The sequence below is a fragment of the Streptomyces sp. YS415 genome (assembly GCF_023544665.1).
In the GTDB taxonomy this organism is placed as follows: Bacteria; Actinomycetota; Actinomycetes; order Streptomycetales; family Streptomycetaceae; genus Streptomyces.
This window is the reverse complement of sequence record NZ_JAMJFL010000010.1, coordinates 152,254-169,538: the sequence shown is the minus strand read 5'-3', so window position 1 is coordinate 169,538 and position 17,285 is coordinate 152,254. Positions and strand designations below refer to the sequence as shown.

The window sequence follows — 17,285 nt, the reverse complement described above, 5'->3', positions numbered from 1 at the left end:
TTTCACCCCTTCCTGTGGTGGCGGATCCCGTCAGGTGCGGGTCCAGCGCTGGTTGCTGCCGCCCGAGCAGGAGTAGAGCTGGATCTGGGTGCCGTTGGCGGTGCCGGCCCCGACGGCGTCGAGGCAGAGGCCGGACTGGACGCCGACGATGGATCCGTCGGAGTTGAGGCGCCACTGCTGGTTGGCGCCGCCCCAGCAGCTGTAGATCTGGACCTTGGTGCCGTTGCCGCTGCCGGCGGCGTCCAGGCACTTGTTGCCGTAGACCCTCAGCTCGCCGGCGCTGGTGTGCGTCCACTGCTGGTTGGTGCCGGTGTTGCAGTCCCACAGCTGGAGCTGGACGCCGTCGGTGGTGCTGGAGTTCGGCACGTCCAGGCAGCGGCCCGAGGCGACGCCCTTGATCTGTCCGCCGCCCGTGGGAGGCGGGGTGGTGGTGCCGCCGTTGAGGGCGTTGAGGACCGCGGTGTACGCGGGCTTCTTGCTGCCGTCGTTGTTGAACAGCAGCGGCGTGTCCCCCGACCGCCAGGAGTCCATGTCACGCACGCCCCAGACGGTGATGCCGAGGCAGCGCGGGACGGCCAGGCAGTCGTTGGTCACGGCGGCGTAGGTCGAGGCCGAGGCGCCCTGGATGTCGAGTTCGGTGATGGCCACGTCGACGCCGAGAGCGGCGAAGTTCTGCAGGGTGGTGCGGAAGTTGGCGTTGTAGGGGCTGCCGCTGTTGAAGTGCGCCTGGAAGCCCACGCAGTCGATCGGTACGCCGCGCTGCTTGAAGTCCCGGACCATGGCGTACATGGCCTGGGTCTTGGCCCAGGTCCAGTTCTCGACGTTGTAGTCGTTGTAGCAGAGCTTGGCGGCCGGGTCGGCGGCGCGCGCGGTGCGGAACGCGACCTCGATCCAGTCGTTGCCGGTGCGCTGCAGGTTGGAGTCGCGCCGGGCTCCCGAACTGCCGTCGGCGAACGCCTCGTTCACGACGTCCCACTGGGCGATCTTGCCCTTGTAGTGGGCCATCACGCCATTGATGTGGTCGATCATCGCCTGGCGCAGCGCGCTGCCGCTGAGGCTCTGCATCCAGCCGGGCTGCTGGGAGTGCCAGGCCAGGGTGTGGCCGCGTACCTGCTTGCCGTTCTGCACCGCCCAGTTGTAGACGCGGTCGGCGGCGGCGAAGTTGAACTGGCCCCGCTGCGGTTCGGTGGCGTCGATCTTCATCTCGTTCTCGGCCGTCACCGAGTTGAACTCACGGTTCGCGATCGTCGTGTACGCCGAATCGTTGAGTCGGCCCGAGGCGATGGCGGTACCGAAGTAGCGGCCGCTCTGCGCCGCCGCGGCGCCGAGGGTGCTCTCGGCGGCGTGGGCGGACGGCGGCGCGACCAGTGCGGTGACCACACCGAGGACGCCGACGACCAACGCCAGCAGCAAGCCGCGGATCTTCCGGCGGACGGGTGGCCTGGGAAGTGCATACGAGCCCATGACTGTGCCTCCAAGCTGGACATCACGAAAGGACTGCGGCGCAGGGGAAGCGTCGTCCGCGGTGTGCGCGAGAGCGCCGAACACCGCCGGTAGTTCGACATTCCGAACTGCGACCGGCTTCCCAGACAGGGATGATTGAGGTGTTGACGGTGGATCGTCAACACTCCTCGCAGAAAAAGTTTCTGCCGCATGTCCGAAACTTTCGAACCCGCCGTGAGCGGACAGTAAGCAACCAGAGGTCAGCCCCTGCGTAGCTCCCGGCATCGGATCATTCGGTGATTGCCTCGAAATGTTTCGAGCGCGGTCCTGCACAGCCAGCGAGCACAGCTGTACCTCAACTCGGCAGCAATCAGGAAGAATTCACGCGGCACAGCCAACGCAGAGCGTCCGTTCCACCTCATCCCCTTCAGCGGGGGAGAACCGCACGGGACGAAAGGACGCGATGTGCGTACGAGGAACGCTGTACGGGCGCTGCTGGCCCTCACCGCGACGGGAGCGGTGCTGACGCCCCCGGCGGCGTACGCGGAGGAGCCGCTGCGCGTGGACCTGAGGGCGGACACCGACCGCGACGGGCGGGTCGACCTCACCGGCGGCACCGACACCGCCGGTGAGGACACCTGGTCCGTGGCGCGGGGAGCGGTCTTTTTGCCCAACATCGACGACGACAGCAAGCGGTGCCCGACCACCGGCCCGGGCGGCCGCCCGCTCTCCGACGCCAAGCTGGCCGCCTGCAACGACGCCTCCGACACGAAGGTCAACGGCCGCGCCGACGCCGCCGACCTGGCCCGGGTGCGCTCGGTGCCGATGGGCGGCCTGCCGTCCGACGCCAAGGGCAGCGTCAAGGTCACCGTGGGAGCGGCGCAGACCAAAGTCTTCCTCCTGCGCAACGGCGCCTGGGAGCCGGTTACTTCGTCGACCCGGCTGACCCGGGCCGAGCTGCGCGCCGGCGTCGAGTTCGGGGTCGAGGGCAAGGACGTGATCCGGGACAGCGCGAAGTGGGACGGCCGCGTCGCGATCCGGCTGAAGGTCACCTCCGCGTCCGGCACCGCCTCCGACACCGTCACTTTGCGCGCCGCCCCGCTGCTCACCCACCATGCCCGTCAGAACACCCAGCAGTTGCTGGTCACCAAGGTCAGCGGCAACGACCCCTGGGCCAAGCGGCAGCGCGAGTTCGTCAAGAGGCTGGCCCGGGAGAGCCGGCGGGCGGGGATCACCAAGCCGCTGGTGACCTTCGAGAAGTACGGCGACATCTGGGCCCAGGACTTCGTCGAGCCGGCCTACCTCAACATGACCGGCCCGGACGGACGGCAGCGGACGATGCGCGTGATGCTGCGCTCCGCCCAGGACCGCGAGGCGGGCCGGGAGCTGTACGAGAAGCTGCGTGGCCCGAACGTCGGCGTCGTGCAGGCCAAGGGCGGGGACATGCAGGGGTGGGAGACCCTGAACTCCTACGGCAACCTGGAGACCATTCCGCCCTACGCGCTGGGCGGCCGCTCGTACCCGGCCGGGCGGATCATCATGGGTGAGCGCAAGGACGGCAGCGGCATCCGCCCCTCGAAGGAGATACGCACGCTGCTGAAGTCCCAGGGGCTGCAGGACCCGCTCCTGCTGGACACCTCATGGCTGCACGTGGGGCACGTCGACGAGTTCGTGCAGTTCCTGCCCGCCGACACACCGCGCGGCTGGCGGATCGGTGTCGCCGATCCGGCGGGCGGACTGCAACTCCTGCGCGACGCGCAGCGCGACGGCCACGGCGCGAAGAAGATGTTCTCCGTTCCCGGCTTCGACGAGCTGCTGCCCCCCGAGGAGACCATCGACGAAGCCCTCGCCTCCCGGCACCTCGTGTCCGACAACGAGATGGCGGCCGGGAAGATCGCGGCCAACCTGGAGATCCTCAAGCGGGAGACGGGCGTCACCGACGAGGAGATCGTGCGGGTGCCGGCCCTCTACACCCGGGGCATCGTGGGGGACAGTGCCGAAACGCGCGTTCCGCTGCTCCGCCGTCTCGGCGGCGGCACCCCGGAGGCCGCGCGGAAGTACGGCCAGCAGAAGCTCGCCGAGGACGCTGCCGCCGCCGCACCGGCGCCCACCGTCATGACCAGCGCGTACGTCCCCGGTGCCGTCAACGGCATCCTGCTCTCCCGCGACCGCTACCTCGCCCCGCGCCAGTGGGGTCCGGTCGTCGGGGGCAAGGACATCTTCACGGAGGCCGTCACGGCCGCGTACACCCGCGCGGGTCTGAAGGTTACGTACGTCGACGACTGGTACACGTACCACCTCGGCATGGGCGAGATCCACTGCGGCACCAACACCCTGCGCGACGCGTCCGGCCTCTGGTGGAAGCCGTAGCCGGACGTCACTGACGAGGGGCGCTCGGCATCCGCGGAGGCCGAGCGCCCGGTGCGTCAGTCGTCCAGGGCCGTCAGGACGTCCGCGAGGTCGACGAACTTGAAGCCCGTGGCGGCCCGGTCGCCGGATCGCGGGGTCTCGTCGCCGTCCTGGACGACGAGGAGGCCGTTGGGGTAGCGGCGGCCGAGCGGGGCGTTCAGGGCCGCCGCTCCGTCGCACTCCTCGGATCCGTCGAGGGTCGCGGAGGCGGCCGTCACCCGGAAGCCGCCCTCGTACTCGTTGCGGTCCTCCAGCTCACGGTCGTACGCGGCGAAGGTGTTGTCCCCCTGGCTGGAGGCGAGGAGGTATCCGTCGCCGTCGGCCTCGGGCAGCAGGGTCAGGCCCTCGACGTCGGCGGAGATGCGGGAGCCGCCGTAGCCGGGGTCGGCGCCCGGGGTGCACTCCTCGGTGGCCTCGTCGTAGGTCCCGGGGACGCCGTACTCGCGGACCTTGTCGATCAGCCGGGGCGTGCCGGTGAGGTCGGCGCGCAGGCGCCAGATGCCGACGTCCTCCTGGCCCGCGTAGAGGACGCCGTTCGCGGGGTCGACCACCATGCCCTCCACCTGGGGCAGTTCACCGGGCTCCAGGCAGGGGGTCCAGGACGTGCCGTCGGGCAGGGTGAAGGACGAGGGCAGGTCGATGGTCCGCAGCTTGCGGTAGCCGACCGTCCCGGAGCGGGTGGGAAGAAGTTCCAGGAGGGCGACGCTGGTGGTCTCGCGGCGGCTGACCAGGGCGTACGAGCGGCCCGACGCGCGGTCGGTCCAGGTGGCGAGGCCGTACGCGGTGCGCTGGTCGTTGATCTCCTCCTGGTCGGCGGAGAAGACGGGCGCCGCGGCCGGGTCGGTGACGTCGGTGAGCGGGCCGCCGGCGCGGTCGCGGTCGATGCGGTAGAAGCGGAGCCGGTCGTTGCCGCGGTCGCTGGTGACGGCGAGGTCGGCGGGGCCGGCGGACAGCTTCAGGCCGTGCACCAGGTCGACGTTGTTGAACCGCCCGGGCGCGTCCTCGGGCGTGGGACCGGCCGGGGCGGGCAGGGACTGGATCTCGCGCGCGTCGAGGTCGTAGACCCGCAGGCCGCCCTCCTTGGCGGTGGCGACGACCAGGCTGCGGCCCGGCTGTGCGGCGTTGCGCCAGATCGCCGGGTCGTCCGCGTCGGAGTTGCCGCCCGCCTCGTCGTCGTGGAGCGGCGCGGTCTCGGCCCGGGGGGTGACGGCGGGCAGACCGGACGACGCCTGTGCCTGGGCGGGCAGGGTCACGGCGAGTGCCACCAGGGTGGCGGTCATCAGGAAGACGTACGGTCGGCGGGTACGGGGCTCGGGCACGCGAACGCTCCTTCGGCTCATGATCGGATGCGGCTCGCAGCCTTCCCGGCGTGTGTGACGGGTGGGGGCGAGTCACTTGCCGGGACATGGCCGTGGCATGAACACTACATACCCGGTTCGCGGCGGACGGTGACCGGGAAGTCCACATGGCGGAAAGGGTTCGGCAGGCCGTACTCGGCGGCCCGTCCCGGATCGTCGACGCGGGCGAAGGTGCGGATCAGGCTCGCCTTCACGCCGAACACAGCGTCGGAGTCCAGGTAGGGCGAGTCGTCGGCGAACAGATGGGTCGTCAGGGTGCGGACTCCCGGCGCCGACACCTGGAGGTGGATGTGCGCGGCCCGGTTGGCGTGGCGGCCGGTCGCCCGCAGCAGGGCTCCCACCGGACCGTCGGTGGGGATCGGGTAATGGCGCGGAACGACCGTGCGGAACCGGAACTCCCCGTCGCCGTCGGCGGTGAACAGCCCGCGCAGATTGCCGTCCGGCACCTCGCCGGGCCGCTGCACGTCGTAGAACCCGTCCGCGTCGGCCTGCCACACGTCCACCCGCGCCCCGGCCACCGGTGCCCCGGCGGTGTCCGTGACCCGGCCGGTGACCAGGCAGGGCTCGCCGCCCTCGCCGATGGCGTCCCCGAGTTCCCGCTCGGGCGAGTCGACCAGGTGGAAGGGGCCCTCCACGGTCGCCTCGGTGCACCGCCCGTCGGCCGGGTTGTTCAGCGACTCCACCAGCATCGACACCCCGAGCACGTCCGAGAGCAGGATGAACTCCTGCCGGGTGGCGTCGCACCGCCGGCCGGTCGCGGTGAGGAAGCGGATGCCCTCGGCCCACTCCTCGCCGGTCAGCCCCACCTCCTTGACGAAGGCGTGGGCGTGCCGGACCAGGGACGCGAGGATCTCGCGCATACGGGCGTCCGGGGCGCCGTCGAAGGAGGCGGCGACGATCTCCGCGGAGCGTTCCGTCTCGAAGAGCCCGGAGAGGTCGCGGGGTCGGTCGGTCATCTGCCGCCTCCTTCACAGCACGGTCAGTTCACGGTCGCGCCGGGCACCTCTTCGGTCACGCCGTTCAGCTCCGAGGCCGGGTCGGAGCCGTAGGGGCGGGTGAAGGCCTCGAGGCCGTGTCCTGAGGGATCGAGGAAATACACGCCCCGGCCGCCGTCGTTGCGGTTGATCCGGCCCGGGTGCCTGCCGTGCGGATCGGCCTGGATGGGCACGCGCCCGGCGACGAGCCGGGCCAGGATCGCGTCGAACTCCGCCTCCGAGACGAGGAAGGCGTAGTGCTGGACCGGGATGTCCGGACCGGCGGTCATGAAGTCCAGGGTGACGCCGTTGGCGGTGACGACGGGCAGGAACGGCCCGCCGGGTGCGCCGACTTCGAGGCCGAGGGTGTCGGCGAGGAAGCGGGCGGACTTCTCCCGGTCGCGGGAGAGAACGATGGTGTGGTTGAACTCGACTGCCAAGGGAATGCCTCCACGGGCATCTCCGCGGAACCTCCATGCCTCACCCAGCCGGTGACCGGCACGCGATGCCGCAATGATCACCCTAGGCACAGGGTCTTCGGCGCGTCGAGCGGTTTTGCGCCGGAAGGCTCGCCTCCAGCTCGTCGAGGGCTCGTCGCGCCACGGCGATGCGCGTCAGCAGGTCTCGGTCGACGGGCGGGGTGTCGTCCCGCTGCTCCCGCTCCAGCTCCCGCGCCTCCTCCAGCGAGCTGATCACCACCCCGATCAGGACGTTGACCAGCACGAACGAGGCTATGAGCACATAGGACGCGTAGTAGACGATGCTCCAGCGCGTCGCCTCGAGGCCGGCGTGCACCGCCTCGCCGAGGCCGTCCAGGGTCATCAGCAGGAAGAGGGTGAGTACGGCCCGGCCGATCGAGCCGTACTGCTCGGGGTCGTGGTGGCCGAAGAGGAGCCAGCCGACCATGGCGTAGACGTACAGCAGCAGGGCGCCCACGAGCAGGAAGCTGACCGTGCCGGGCAGGCTGCGGCCCACCGCGACCATGACAATGCGCAGTTGGGGCAGGAAGCGGGCGGTGCGCAGGACGCGGGCCAGCCGCAGCAACCGCAGAATCGTGGCGTTCTCGCGGACGAACGGCAGGAAGGCGCAGCCCACCACGGCCAGGTCGAAGAGGTTCCACGGGTCGCGGAAGAAGTCGTGGGGGCGGTCGGCGTGGGCGCAGACGCGCAGCACGATCTCGGCGGTGAAGGCGGCCAGGCACAGGTTCTCGGCGAGCCGCAGCCCCTGGGACCAGTCCGCCGCGAGGCCGCGGTAGGTCTCCACGCCCAGCAGGGCGGCGTTGACGAGGATCAGGACGAAGACGGTGAGCGCGAACCAGCGGGCCTCCGTGACGTTGCGGGCCCACCGGGCGAGTGCTCGGCGGGCGGGCCATGACGCGTTCTCCGGAAGAAACGGGTGCTCGGTCATCGTGCTGTATCTGCTCCGGCGGGCAGCCTGCTATTCCGGGCTCAGGTGTGCGAACGGGCCTCGGCAGCGCGTAGGGGCACGGCCCGACGCGGGGACCGGCCCCGCGCGTAGGGGCACGCCCGGCACAGGGACCGGCCCGGCTCAGGGACACGGCCCGGCGCGGAAACCGGCCCCCTCAGGGACACAGCCCGCGTAGGGACACGGCCCGGCGGGGACCGCCCCGCCTAGGGGCACGGCCCCGCGCGGGGACCGGCCCCGCGCGTAGAGGCACGCCCGGCACAGGGACCGGCCCGGCACAGGGACACGGCCCGGCGCAGAAACCGGCCCCCCTCAGGGACACAGCCCGCGTAGGGACACGGCCCGGCGGGGACTGCCCCGCCTAGGGGCACGGCCCCGCGCGGGGACCGGCCCGCGCGTAGAGGCATGCCCGGCACAGGGACCGTCCCGGCACAGGGGCACGACCCGGCGCAGGGACCGTCCCGGCTCAGGGACACGGCCCGGCGCGGAAACCGGCCCCGCGCAGGGACACCGCCCCGCTCAGGGACCGTGCCCCTTCCCTCACTTCGCCGGGCGCCGCAGGCCCGCCGCTGCCACGGCTGCGCCCACCAGGCACAGCGCACCGGTGAGGACCACGGCCGCGTGGACGCCGTTGAGGAAGGCCTGCCCGCTGCCCTCGATGACGGCCGCCCGCACACCCGCCGGCATGTCGGCGGAGACCGGCGAGATACCCATCGCCACCGCGTCCTCGGCCTCCTGGAGCCGGCCGGCGAGGGCGGACGGCACGCCCGCCCCGGTCAGTTCGCCGGTGAGCGTGGCGCCCACCTTGGCGCTGATCAGGGAGACCAGCACGGAGGTGCCGAGGGCGCCGCCGATCTGGAGGGTGGTGGCCTGGAGGCCGCCCGCCACCCCGCCGTCCTGGACGGGGGCGTTGCCCACGATGGCGTCCGAGGACGCCGACAGCACCATGCCGACGCCGAGACCGAGCGCCACGAACGGCGGCCACATGGTGGCGTAGGAGGAGTCGGTCTGCCAGGTGAGCATGCCGAAGCAGGCGGCGGCCTGGAGCACCATGCCGAGCGGCATCGTGAAGCGGGCGCCCAGCCGTTGGGTGAGCACCGCCCCGAGCGGGGAGGCGACCAGCGAGGCCAGGCTCAGCGGGAGGGTGCGCACCCCCGCCTCGACGGGGCTGAATCCGCGGACGTTCTGGAGGTAGAGCATCACGAAGAAGATCACGCCGAGCAGGACGAAGAAGTTGAGCGCGGTGATGATCGCGCCGACGGTCAGGGACCGGTTCCGGAACAGCCGCATGGGCAGCAGCGGATGCTCCACCCGCGTCTCGTACCAGCCGAAGAGCACCAGCAGGAGCACGCCCGCCCCGACCGCCGCCCAGGTGCCGGCCGAGGTCCAGCCCCAGCTCTCGCCCTTGACCACGCCGAAGACCACACAGAGGAGTCCGGCCGCGAGCAGCAGGACGCCAGGGATGTCGAAGCGGTGGTGACCGGTGGAGTTCTTGCTCTCCGGGAGCACGAACATGCTGAACAGGAGGGCGGCGACGCCGATGGGGGCGTTGATGTAGAAGACGAACTCCCAGGTGACGTGTTCCACGAGGAGACCGCCGACGATCGGGCCGAGGGCGGTCGAGACGGCGGAGACCATGGCCCAGATGCCGACGGCCATGCCGAACTTCCGCGGCGGGAAGACCGCCCGCAGCAGGCCGAGGGTGTTGGGCATCAGCAGTCCGCCGAAGACGCCCTGGAGCGCCCGGAAGACGATCACGCCGGTAATGGATCCGGAGAGCCCGATGGCGACCGAGGCTACGGTGAAGCCGGCGACGCCGACGAGGTAGTAGGTGCGCCGCCCGAAGCGGTCGCCGAGCTTGCCGCCGAGGATGAGGGTGGCGGCCAGGGCGAGCAGGTAGGCGTTGGTCACCCACTGGAGCTGGGCGGTGTCGGCGCCGAACGCCTCGCCGATCGCGGGGTTGGCGATGGCGACGACGGAACCGTCGAGCTGCACCATGAACAGGCCGAACGCGACGGCGCACAGCGTCAGCCAGGGGTTGGCGCGACGGCCCGCGGCCGCCGCGGCCTTGCCGGACGCGGGCAGGGTGGAGTGATCCACGGATGTGGACGGCATGGATGAGCCTTCTCTTCGAAACAGGGTGGGGAGAAAAGGGGAAGGGAGGCCCACGGAGGGGGGTGAACCGACGGCGTCACGCCCCTCCCGGGGCGCGCCGGCCGCTCAGCGGACGGCGGAGTGGAGCCGGTTCGTCAGTGAGTTGAGGGCGCCGAGGGCGGAACCCAGCGCGTCCTTCTCGCCCTCGGTGAGGGCCATCAGCGCCTGGCGGAGGTACGTCGCCTCCAGCTCACGGACCTCGGCGAGACGCTGCCGGGACGTGGCCGTGAGGTGGAGATGGGCGACCCGCTTGTCGGTGCCGTCCGGTCGGCGCTCCAGGAGCCCGCGCTCGGTCAGCTGGGAGACGAGGGTGCTGACGTTGTTGGGCTTCATCAGCAGCGCCTCGGCCGCCTCGCGCACGGTGGCGCCCTCGCGCTGGGCGACGAACCGCAGCAGCGCGAGCTGTCCCTCGGGCGGCTTGGGGTGCGGATACTCCGCGGAGACCCGGCGGTCCAGGGCACGGTGCAGCGCGGGCACCCGTTCCGCGAGCACGGCGGCTACGCGGTCGAGGTCCCGGCCGGGGGCGCTGGAGGGGGTCACCCTCCGACTATAGATATGGCATCATAGGTATGTCAAAAGACCTACTGGAAATCACCTCGGAAGCCTGCCCAAAAGGCCTCCCTGAACCCTTCGTCCCACGAGAGCCCGGAGCCCGATGACATCCCCCGACCGCGTCTCCTCCCGCCCCCGCACTCCTCACCCGCCCGCCCCCCAGACGGCCCTGGGCGTCGGCGCGATCCTGCACGGCCCCCGGGGCCTGCTCCTGGGACGCCACCGGCACGGCACCCGGGAGCTGCCCGGGGCATGGTGGAGCCCGGCGAGTCGCTGCAGGAGACGGTCGTGCGCGAGCTGGCCGAGGAGACCGGCCTGACGGCCACACCTGCGGACGTACGCCTCCTCGGCACCCTGCTGGACCGGGTCGACGGAGTGGTGCGGCTCACCGTCGCCGCCGAGGTCACCGCCTGGCAGGGCGAGCCGGCCGACCAGCCCGGCGAGAAGGTCGGCGACTGGCGCTGGTACGCCCTGGACCGGCTGCCGCAGGAGCTGTTCGTGTGCAGCGCCCAGGCGCTGACCGCCTGGCGTCCCGGTCTGCCGATCGACCACACCCCGGCCCACTTCACGCCGTACGAGATCGCCTAGCGGACAGGGCCCGGCAGCCTGCAACCCTCTCGCAACCTCTCCCGTGCTCCCCTGGTCCGTCCGGATCCGGTTCCCCTGGGGATGGTTGGCATGTACGAGGAGATCCCGCGCGTCGAACTCACGCCCGCGGCCGCCGAACTGCTGCGCACGCTGCACGCGGCGCACGGCCCGCTGATGTTCCACCAGTCCGGCGGCTGCTGCGACGGCAGTGCCCCCATGTGCTACCCGAAGGGCGAGTTCCGTATCGGCGACTCGGACGTGCTGCTCGCGGAGCTGTACGTGGACGGCGTCGAGGAGCCGGTCGGTTTCTGGATGTCCCGCAGCCAGTACCAGGCGTGGAGCCACACCCGGCTGATCGTCGACGTGGTCGAGGGCCGGGGCAGCGGCTTCTCGCTGGAGGCACCCGAGGGAGTGCGTTTCCTCATCCGTTCTCGCGTCGTCGGCGCATAGGCATCCCTGCGGCCGTCTCCGTCTGATGCACTTCCCCTGAGTCCCGGGACAGTTGACGAGCCCTCAGGGGGATCCGTGAGACGACGGCAGAACCGGTTAGCGGCAGGCAGAACGGCACTGACCCTTCTCACCGCACTCGGCGCGCTGGCCGGTACCGCCCTGGTGGGGGCCGGGCCGGCCGCCGCCGTTCCCGACGGCACCCGTCTCGCCCCGGGTGTCGTGTACGAGCACTTCGACATCGAGGGCGCCCGCGGCACCGCGCACGCCCATCTGCTGCGCGTGGACCTGACCGACCCGCACGTCACGCTGGACCTGCTGCATCCGGGGAAGGTGGCCGCGCGGGAGCCCGTGTCCCGGCTGGCCGACACCCGGGGTGCCGTCGCCGGGGTCAACGGCGACTTCTTCAACATCACCGAGGTCCAGCACCCGGGCGTGGAGGCGACCGGCGCGAGCGTGGGACCGGCGGTGGCGAGCGGCCGTACGCTCAAGGCGGCCGTGCCGGACGGCCAGCGCTTCGGACCCGCGCTGCCGCCCGGCACCTCCACCGAGGACGTCGTCGGCATGGGCGTGGACCGCCGGGTCCGTCTCGACGGCATGACGCTGCACGGCTCGATCCGCACGGTGACCGGACAGCTGAGGCTCGGCGGGCTCAACCAGTACGCGCTGCCGGTCAATTCCGTCGGGGCGTTCACGTCCGTGTGGGGGTCCGTCTCCCGGCTGCGCGCGACCTGCGGGACCGACACCGAACGGGCGGCGCCGTGCAGCGGGGACACCCACGAGGTGACGATCCGGGGCGGCCGGGTGGTGTCGACGGCCGACACCCCGGGCAGCGGCGCCATCGAGCCCGGGACCACCGTGCTGGTGGGCCGGGAGGCAGGGGCGCAGGAACTGCGGAAGTTCGTCCCGGGCCAGCCGGTGACGGTACGGCACCGGCTGGTGGCGGACGAGTCGCGGATCCCGTACCGGTTCGCGGTCGGCGGGTATCCGGTACTCGCCGGCGGACAGCCGCTGCCGGGCCTGGACGACACCACCTCGGCGGTGCGCAGCGCCGTGGGCATCGAGGAAGGCGGCAGGCAGGTGCTGCTGCTCTCGCTGGACGGCGGACCGGAGTACCGCGGACTGACCATCGCCGAAATCGCCGCCGCCCTGCGCGGGTTGGGTGCGGCCGACGCCTTCAGCCTGGACGGCGGCGGATCCTCGACCCTGGTCGCCCGGGACCCGGGGGCCTCGGCGGTCACGGTCCGCAACCACCCCTCGGGCGGCGCGGAACGCCCCGTCCCGAACGGCATCGGCGTGTTCGTCACCCCGTGAATCACCCCCTCGCGCGGGGCGGCACCGGCCTCACGGCCGCAGACCGCTGACGATGCCGGCGGTCGCCGTGAGGCCGCTCTGAATGGTGGGCGCGATGCTCGTGCCGGCCATGTAGAAGCCGAGCAGCACGCACACCAGGGCGTGCGAGACCTTCAGCCCGCCGCTGCGCAGGAAGATCACCGCAAGGACCAGGAGCAGCAGCACCACAGAGATGGAAATCGCCATCGTCAACCTCCTCCGCCACGCCGTCACGTCCGGTTCACGGCGTTCGGCCGTAAGTGTGGCGTAGCGGAGGGTTCGTCCGGGCGGCTGACCTGTCCGCCGAACGTGTGGTGTCACGCCCGGTCGTTCGCCTCCAGGAAGGCGCGCAGCCCCGCGAGGTCGTCGGTGTTGAGGTGGTCGACGTCGGCGGCGACGAGTTCGGTCCACAGCGCGTCGCGCTCGGGGCCCGGGAGGTCCGGGGTGGCCCAGAACCGCACCCGCCGGCCGCGGGAGTGCGCCGCCTGCACGATCGTCGTCAGCTTCTGCCGCTCGGCGTCGGGGAAGGCGCCGGCGCCCCGCCAGGTGAAGTGGTTGGTCCAGTTGTCGCTGATCAGCGGGACGAAGGAGGCGGGGGCCGCGCTGCCGAGGTCGGCGAGCCGGCCGTCGTAGAAGGCGCGGCGCACGGTCTGCGCCTCCATCGGGACGCGGGCGGCGCGGTGGCCGGAGATCACGGCGGTGACGGGGCCGGGGAAGACACGGCCGTGGGCGTAGGTGGTGAACAGGTGCTTGTAGCGCTTGAGGTGCCGGTCGAGTTCGAGGTACGTCGAGGAGCCCTCGGTCTTGAGGTCGATGAGCAACTGGAGCGGCCCCCGGTGACCGCGGTACACGGAGCCGTGGTTGGCCTTGACGCGTGCGGCGAGCGGGTCCAGGTAGAGGGACTCCAGGGTGCGCGCGGGGTCCAGGTCCTCGGGGTCGTGGGCGACCAGGAGCTGGTCGCCGACCAGGAAGATGTCGGCCTCCAGGCTGCCGAAGCGGTGGTCGAGGGCGTCGAGGAGGGGACGCGGGTGCTCGTAGTCGTTGTGGGCGTGGGCGCGCCACAACGGGCGCGGGCGGTGCTTGCGTTCGGTCGCGAACGCGCTGCCGACGGGCTGGGCGGCGACGCCCGCGAGTGCGACGCCGACGGTGGTGAGGGCTCTGCGACGAGTGATGAGCGCCATGTCCTGCCTCCCTGTGGGCCGATCCGAACCACAGGGAGTATGGAGCGGCCCGGGCCGCAAGGGACCTGTCCGTGCCAGGAGTTGGCCGGACTGCCGCCACCCGTTCACTCCTTGCGCGCGGGCGCACGGAAAAGCCCGCCCCAGGCAGGGCGGGCTTTGCCCGGTGAACGTCCCGTTGCGTCAGGGGGCCTGGAGGTCGACGAGTTCGGCCAGGGCCGCCCGGTGGGCGCCCGCCGTGCCGTACGCGATCGAGTCCGCCTTGGCCCGCTTCAGATACAGGTGGACCGGGTGCTCCCAGGTCATCCCGATACCGGCGTGCAGTTGCAGCGCCTCCTCGGCGGCATGGACGGCGACGGACGCCGCGTAGGCCTGGGCGACGGCGACCGCCACATCGGCGTCCGTGCCGGAGGCCAGCGCGCCGGCGGCGTTGCGGGCGGCGGCCCGCAGGTTGACGACCTCCAGCCACAGCTGGGCGAGCCGGTGCTTGAGCGCCTGGAAGCCGCCGACGGGCCGGTTGAACTGCTTGCGCTCCTTCAGGTACCGGACCGTCTCGGTCAACGTCCATTCCGCGAGGCCCAGTTGCTCGGAGGCGAGCAGACCGGCACCGGCGCGCAGGGCCCGCCGTACGGCCGGCTCGGCGTCCCCCAGCCGACGCCCCGGCGCGCCGTCCAGCCTCACCGTCGCCACCGGCCGGGTCAGGTCGAGGGACACCTGCGGAGTGACGGTCACAGCGTCGGCGTCCACGGCGTACAGCCCGCCGTCGTCCGCGGGCACGAGCAGCACATGGGCGACGGCCGCGTCCGCGATGCCCGTCAACTCCCCGTGCAGGGCGCCGTCTTGGACTCGTACGGCCTGGTGGGCGGCGCCCGGGGCGAGGTGCAGGGCGACGGCGAGGGCGCCGATGCGGCGGCCGGAGGCGAGTTCGGCCAGCAGGTCGAAGGCGTCGCAGGCCAGCAGCGCCTCGGTGGCGACGACGGCGCTGGTGAGGTAGGGCACGGGGGCGACCGCCCGGCCCAGTTCCTCCAGGACGACCGCGGCTTCGCGGTGGCCGGCGCCCTGGCCGCCGTGCTCCTCGGGCACCAGCAGGCCCGCGAGGCCCATGCCGTCGGCCAGCGCCTTCCAGGCCTCCAGGTCGTGCGGGGCGTCGGACTCGGTGCGCGCGATGACGCCGGGCGCGTCGCAGTGGTCGGCGAGCAGGTCCCGGACGGCGGCGCGCAGCGCCTCTTCCTCCTCCGAGTACAGCAGATCGGGCTGTGCGCTCATCGGGCCAGGTCCTTCCATGCGACGTCCTTGTCGGTGCGCGGCTCGGCGGGCAGGCCGAGGACGCGCTCGGCGACGATGTTCAGCAGGACCTCGCTGGTCCCGCCCTCGATGCTGTTGCCCTTGGAGCGGAGGTAGCGGTAGCCGGCGTCGCGGCCGGTGAAGTCCACCTTGTCGGGGCGACGCATGGTCCAGTCGTCGTACAGCAGGCCCTCCTCGCCGCGGAGTTCGACCTCGAGGCCGCTGATCTCCTGGTTGAGGCGGGCGAAGCCGAGCTTCATGCCGGCGCCCTCGGGGCCGGGCTGGCCCGCGACGAGCTGCTGGCGCAGGCGCTCGCCGGTGAGCCGGGCGACCTCGGCGTCGACCCACAGCTTCAGCAGCCGCTGGTGCAGGTCGTGGGTGCGCAGTTCGGGGCGTTCGCGCCAGGTCCTGGCGAGGGGGCCGATCATGCCGCCCTCACGGGGCAGCCGCATGCCGCCGATGGCGACGCGCTCGTTGTTCAGCGTGGTCTGCGCGACCCGCCAGCCGTCGCCGACCGCGCCGAGGCGGCGGGAGTCGGGGATGCGGACGCCGGTGAGGAACACCTCGTTGAACTCGGCCTCGCCGGTGATCTGGCGCAGCGGCCGCACCTCGACGCCGGGGTCGGTCATGTCGCAGACGAAGTAGGTGATGCCCGCGTGCTTGGGCACGTCCGGGTCGGTGCGGGCGATGAGGATGGCCCAGCGGGCCACATGGGCGCTGGAGGTCCACACCTTCTGCCCGTTGACGACCCACTCGTCGCCCTCCCGGACGGCGCGCGTGCCGAGCGCGGCCAGGTCGGAGCCGGCGCCGGGCTCGCTGAAGAGCTGGCACCAGACCTCCTCGCCCGTCCACAGCGGACGCAGGTACTGCCGCTTCTGCTCCTCCGTGCCGTAGGCGAGGATCGTCGGGGCGGCCATGCCGAGGCCGATGCCGATGCGCCGGGGGTCGTTGTCGGGGGCGCCGGCGGCCTCCAGTTCGGCGTCCACGACGGCCTGGAGGGAGCGCGGGGCGCCGAGGCCGCCGAGGCCCTCCGGGAAGTGCACCCAGGCCAGTCCCGCGTCGAAGCGCGCCCTGAGGAAGTCCAGGCGCTCGGTGGTGGCGGGCGGATGCGCGGCCAGGAACTCCTGGGTCAGACGGCGGACGTCGGTCATGCCGCTCCTCCCGTCAGCACGGCGACGCGGCCGGTGGTGACACCGTCGCCGACCCGCTGCACGGCGGCGGCGGCCTCGCCGAGCGGTACGCGCTCGCTGATCAGCGGCTTGATGGCGCCCCGCGCGGCCATCTCGGTGAGCTGCTCGTGGCAGTGCTGGACCAGCTTGGGGTTCTTGGTGTTGTACAGGCCCCAGTGCAGGCCGAGGATCGCGTAGTTCTTCACCAGCGCGTGGTTGAGCCCCGGGCTGGGGATCGTGCCGCTGGCGAAGCCGACCACGACGATCCGGCCCTCGAAGGCGACGACCTTGGTGGACTGGGTGTACGCGTCGCCGCCGACGGGGTCGTAGATCACATCGGCGCCCCGGCCGCCGGTGGCCTCCTTCACCGCGCCCACGACATCCTCGGCGCGCCGGTCGATCACCACGTCACAGCCCAGGTCCCGGGCGGCCGCGGCCTTCTCGGGGCCGCCGACGACACCGATGACGGTGGCGCCGGCGGCCTTGCCGAGCTGCACGGCCGCGCTGCCGACCCCTCCGGCGGCAGCGTGGACGAGCAGCGTCTCCCCCGCTTCGAGCCGGGCCCTGCGGTGCAGACCGAACCAGCCGGTCTGGTAACCGATGTGCAGGGCGGCCGCCTCGGCGTCGTCCAGCGAGTCGGGGGCGGGCAGCAGCGCGGCGGCATCGGCCACGGCGTATTCGGCGAAGCCGCCGTGCGGCAGGGCGGGGTTGGCGATGACGCGGCGGCCGTCCTCGGTCTCCCCGCAGATCTCCACGCCCGGGGTGAACGGCAGCGGCGGCCGGACCTGGTAGTGGCCCCGGCACATCAGTACGTCCGGGAAGTTGATGTTGGCGGCGCGTACCTTCAGCAGGACCTGGCCGTCACCGGGGGTGGGCCGCTCGACGTCCGCGAGCCGCATCACCTCGCTCGGCTCGCCGTTCTCGTGCACTTGCCATGCCTGCATGCGGAGCCTCCACGGACTGCGTCGTCTG

Annotated in this window: 15 protein-coding genes and 1 pseudogene; 4 read left to right on the top strand and 12 right to left on the bottom strand. The window is 72.1% G+C overall.

Features of this window, described 5'->3' with window-relative positions:
* Positions 1–30 precede the first annotated feature (30 nt).
* Entirely contained in the window at positions 31–1,464 is a 1,434-nt protein-coding gene (locus tag M8H82_RS15485; protein ID WP_250074216.1) for an endo-1,4-beta-xylanase, read from the bottom strand.
* Positions 1,465–1,908: 444 nt separating this feature from the next.
* Here M8H82_RS15485 and M8H82_RS15480 point away from each other — a divergent pair, with 444 nt between their 5' ends.
* Positions 1,909–3,813, top strand: coding sequence for a protein-arginine deiminase domain-containing protein (locus M8H82_RS15480; protein WP_250074214.1), 1,905 nt, complete (start codon positions 1,909–1,911; stop codon positions 3,811–3,813).
* Positions 3,814–3,869: 56 nt separating this feature from the next.
* Here M8H82_RS15480 and M8H82_RS15475 read toward each other — a convergent pair whose 3' ends face one another.
* The 6 genes from M8H82_RS15475 to M8H82_RS15450 form a co-directional block, all read right to left on the bottom strand.
* Complete coding sequence (locus M8H82_RS15475) at positions 3,870–5,132, bottom strand: phytase (protein WP_250074402.1); 1,263 nt, start codon at positions 5,130–5,132, stop codon at positions 3,870–3,872.
* A gap of 143 nt (positions 5,133–5,275) precedes the next feature.
* Positions 5,276–6,166 (bottom strand): dioxygenase, encoded by an 891-nt coding sequence (locus M8H82_RS15470; protein WP_250074211.1) that lies wholly within the window; start codon positions 6,164–6,166, stop codon positions 5,276–5,278.
* A 23-nt stretch (positions 6,167–6,189) separates the two neighbouring features.
* Positions 6,190–6,624 carry a VOC family protein gene (locus tag M8H82_RS15465; protein WP_250074209.1) on the bottom strand — a complete coding sequence of 145 codons (435 nt, stop codon included), beginning with the start codon at positions 6,622–6,624 and terminating at the stop codon, positions 6,190–6,192.
* Positions 6,625–6,706: 82 nt separating this feature from the next.
* Entirely contained in the window at positions 6,707–7,591 is an 885-nt protein-coding gene (locus tag M8H82_RS15460) for an ion transporter (RefSeq protein ID WP_250074207.1), read from the bottom strand.
* A gap of 558 nt (positions 7,592–8,149) precedes the next feature.
* Positions 8,150–9,724 (bottom strand): MFS transporter, encoded by a 1,575-nt coding sequence (locus M8H82_RS15455; protein WP_250074205.1) that lies wholly within the window; start codon positions 9,722–9,724, stop codon positions 8,150–8,152.
* A gap of 105 nt (positions 9,725–9,829) precedes the next feature.
* The gene (locus M8H82_RS15450; protein ID WP_250074202.1) at positions 9,830–10,303 is read right to left on the bottom strand and encodes a MarR family transcriptional regulator; all 474 of its coding nucleotides are present in this window, start codon (positions 10,301–10,303) and stop codon (positions 9,830–9,832) included.
* A gap of 115 nt (positions 10,304–10,418) precedes the next feature.
* Between M8H82_RS15450 and M8H82_RS15445 the strand changes: the two are divergent.
* The 3 genes and pseudogenes from M8H82_RS15445 to M8H82_RS15435 all read left to right on the top strand — a co-directional run.
* Positions 10,419–10,903 (top strand): annotated as a pseudogene (locus M8H82_RS15445) (NUDIX domain-containing protein); the annotation flags it as partial.
* Between the two features lie 90 nt (positions 10,904–10,993).
* Positions 10,994–11,353 carry a DUF779 domain-containing protein gene (locus M8H82_RS15440; RefSeq protein ID WP_250074200.1) on the top strand — a complete coding sequence of 120 codons (360 nt, stop codon included), beginning with the start codon at positions 10,994–10,996 and terminating at the stop codon, positions 11,351–11,353.
* 75 nt (positions 11,354–11,428) lie between these two features.
* On the top strand, positions 11,429–12,664 hold the full coding sequence (locus tag M8H82_RS15435) for a phosphodiester glycosidase family protein (RefSeq protein WP_250074198.1): 1,236 nt from the start codon (positions 11,429–11,431) through the stop codon (positions 12,662–12,664).
* A 30-nt stretch (positions 12,665–12,694) separates the two neighbouring features.
* Here the strand turns inward: M8H82_RS15435 and M8H82_RS15430 are convergent, their stop codons facing one another.
* The 5 genes from M8H82_RS15430 to M8H82_RS15410 all read right to left on the bottom strand — a co-directional run bounded on the left by M8H82_RS15430 (position 12,695) and on the right by M8H82_RS15410 (position 17,257).
* On the bottom strand, positions 12,695–12,889 hold the full coding sequence (locus tag M8H82_RS15430) for a hypothetical protein (protein WP_250074196.1): 195 nt from the start codon (positions 12,887–12,889) through the stop codon (positions 12,695–12,697).
* A gap of 110 nt (positions 12,890–12,999) precedes the next feature.
* Positions 13,000–13,863, bottom strand: a complete 864-nt coding sequence (locus M8H82_RS15425) for a phosphatidylinositol-specific phospholipase C/glycerophosphodiester phosphodiesterase family protein (protein WP_250074194.1) — start codon at positions 13,861–13,863, stop codon at positions 13,000–13,002.
* A 180-nt stretch (positions 13,864–14,043) separates the two neighbouring features.
* Positions 14,044–15,126, bottom strand: a complete 1,083-nt coding sequence (locus tag M8H82_RS15420) for an acyl-CoA dehydrogenase family protein (RefSeq protein ID WP_250074192.1) — start codon at positions 15,124–15,126, stop codon at positions 14,044–14,046.
* Entirely contained in the window at positions 15,123–16,295 is a 1,173-nt protein-coding gene (locus M8H82_RS15415) for an acyl-CoA dehydrogenase family protein (protein WP_250074191.1), read from the bottom strand. Before M8H82_RS15415 ends, M8H82_RS15420 begins: the two co-directional genes overlap by 4 nt.
* Positions 16,292–17,257, bottom strand: a complete 966-nt coding sequence (locus tag M8H82_RS15410; RefSeq protein ID WP_250074189.1) for an NADPH:quinone oxidoreductase family protein — start codon at positions 17,255–17,257, stop codon at positions 16,292–16,294. The genes M8H82_RS15415 and M8H82_RS15410 overlap by 4 nt, the downstream gene beginning before the upstream one ends.
* Positions 17,258–17,285: the final 28 nt, after the last annotated feature.

Bases quoted from the DNA above. Each gene is read 5' to 3' on its own strand.
- M8H82_RS15485 (WP_250074216.1), bottom strand. From the start codon at position 1,464: ATGGGCTCGTATGCACTTCCCAGGCCACCCGTCCGCCGGAAGATCCGC.
- M8H82_RS15475 (WP_250074402.1), bottom strand. From the start codon at position 5,132: ATGACCGCCACCCTGGTGGCACTCGCCGTGACCCTGCCCGCCCAGGCA.
- M8H82_RS15470 (WP_250074211.1), bottom strand. From the start codon at position 6,166: ATGACCGACCGACCCCGCGACCTCTCCGGGCTCTTCGAGACGGAACGC.
- M8H82_RS15460 (WP_250074207.1), bottom strand. From the start codon at position 7,591: ATGACCGAGCACCCGTTTCTTCCGGAGAACGCGTCATGGCCCGCCCGC.
- M8H82_RS15455 (WP_250074205.1), bottom strand. From the start codon at position 9,724: ATGCCGTCCACATCCGTGGATCACTCCACCCTGCCCGCGTCCGGCAAG.
- M8H82_RS15440 (WP_250074200.1), top strand. From the start codon at position 10,994: ATGTACGAGGAGATCCCGCGCGTCGAACTCACGCCCGCGGCCGCCGAA.
- M8H82_RS15430 (WP_250074196.1), bottom strand. From the start codon at position 12,889: ATGGCGATTTCCATCTCTGTGGTGCTGCTGCTCCTGGTCCTTGCGGTG.
- M8H82_RS15425 (WP_250074194.1), bottom strand. From the start codon at position 13,863: ATGGCGCTCATCACTCGTCGCAGAGCCCTCACCACCGTCGGCGTCGCA.
- M8H82_RS15420 (WP_250074192.1), bottom strand. From the start codon at position 15,126: ATGAGCGCACAGCCCGATCTGCTGTACTCGGAGGAGGAAGAGGCGCTG.
- M8H82_RS15415 (WP_250074191.1), bottom strand. From the start codon at position 16,295: ATGACCGACGTCCGCCGTCTGACCCAGGAGTTCCTGGCCGCGCATCCG.
- M8H82_RS15410 (WP_250074189.1), bottom strand. From the start codon at position 17,257: ATGCAGGCATGGCAAGTGCACGAGAACGGCGAGCCGAGCGAGGTGATG.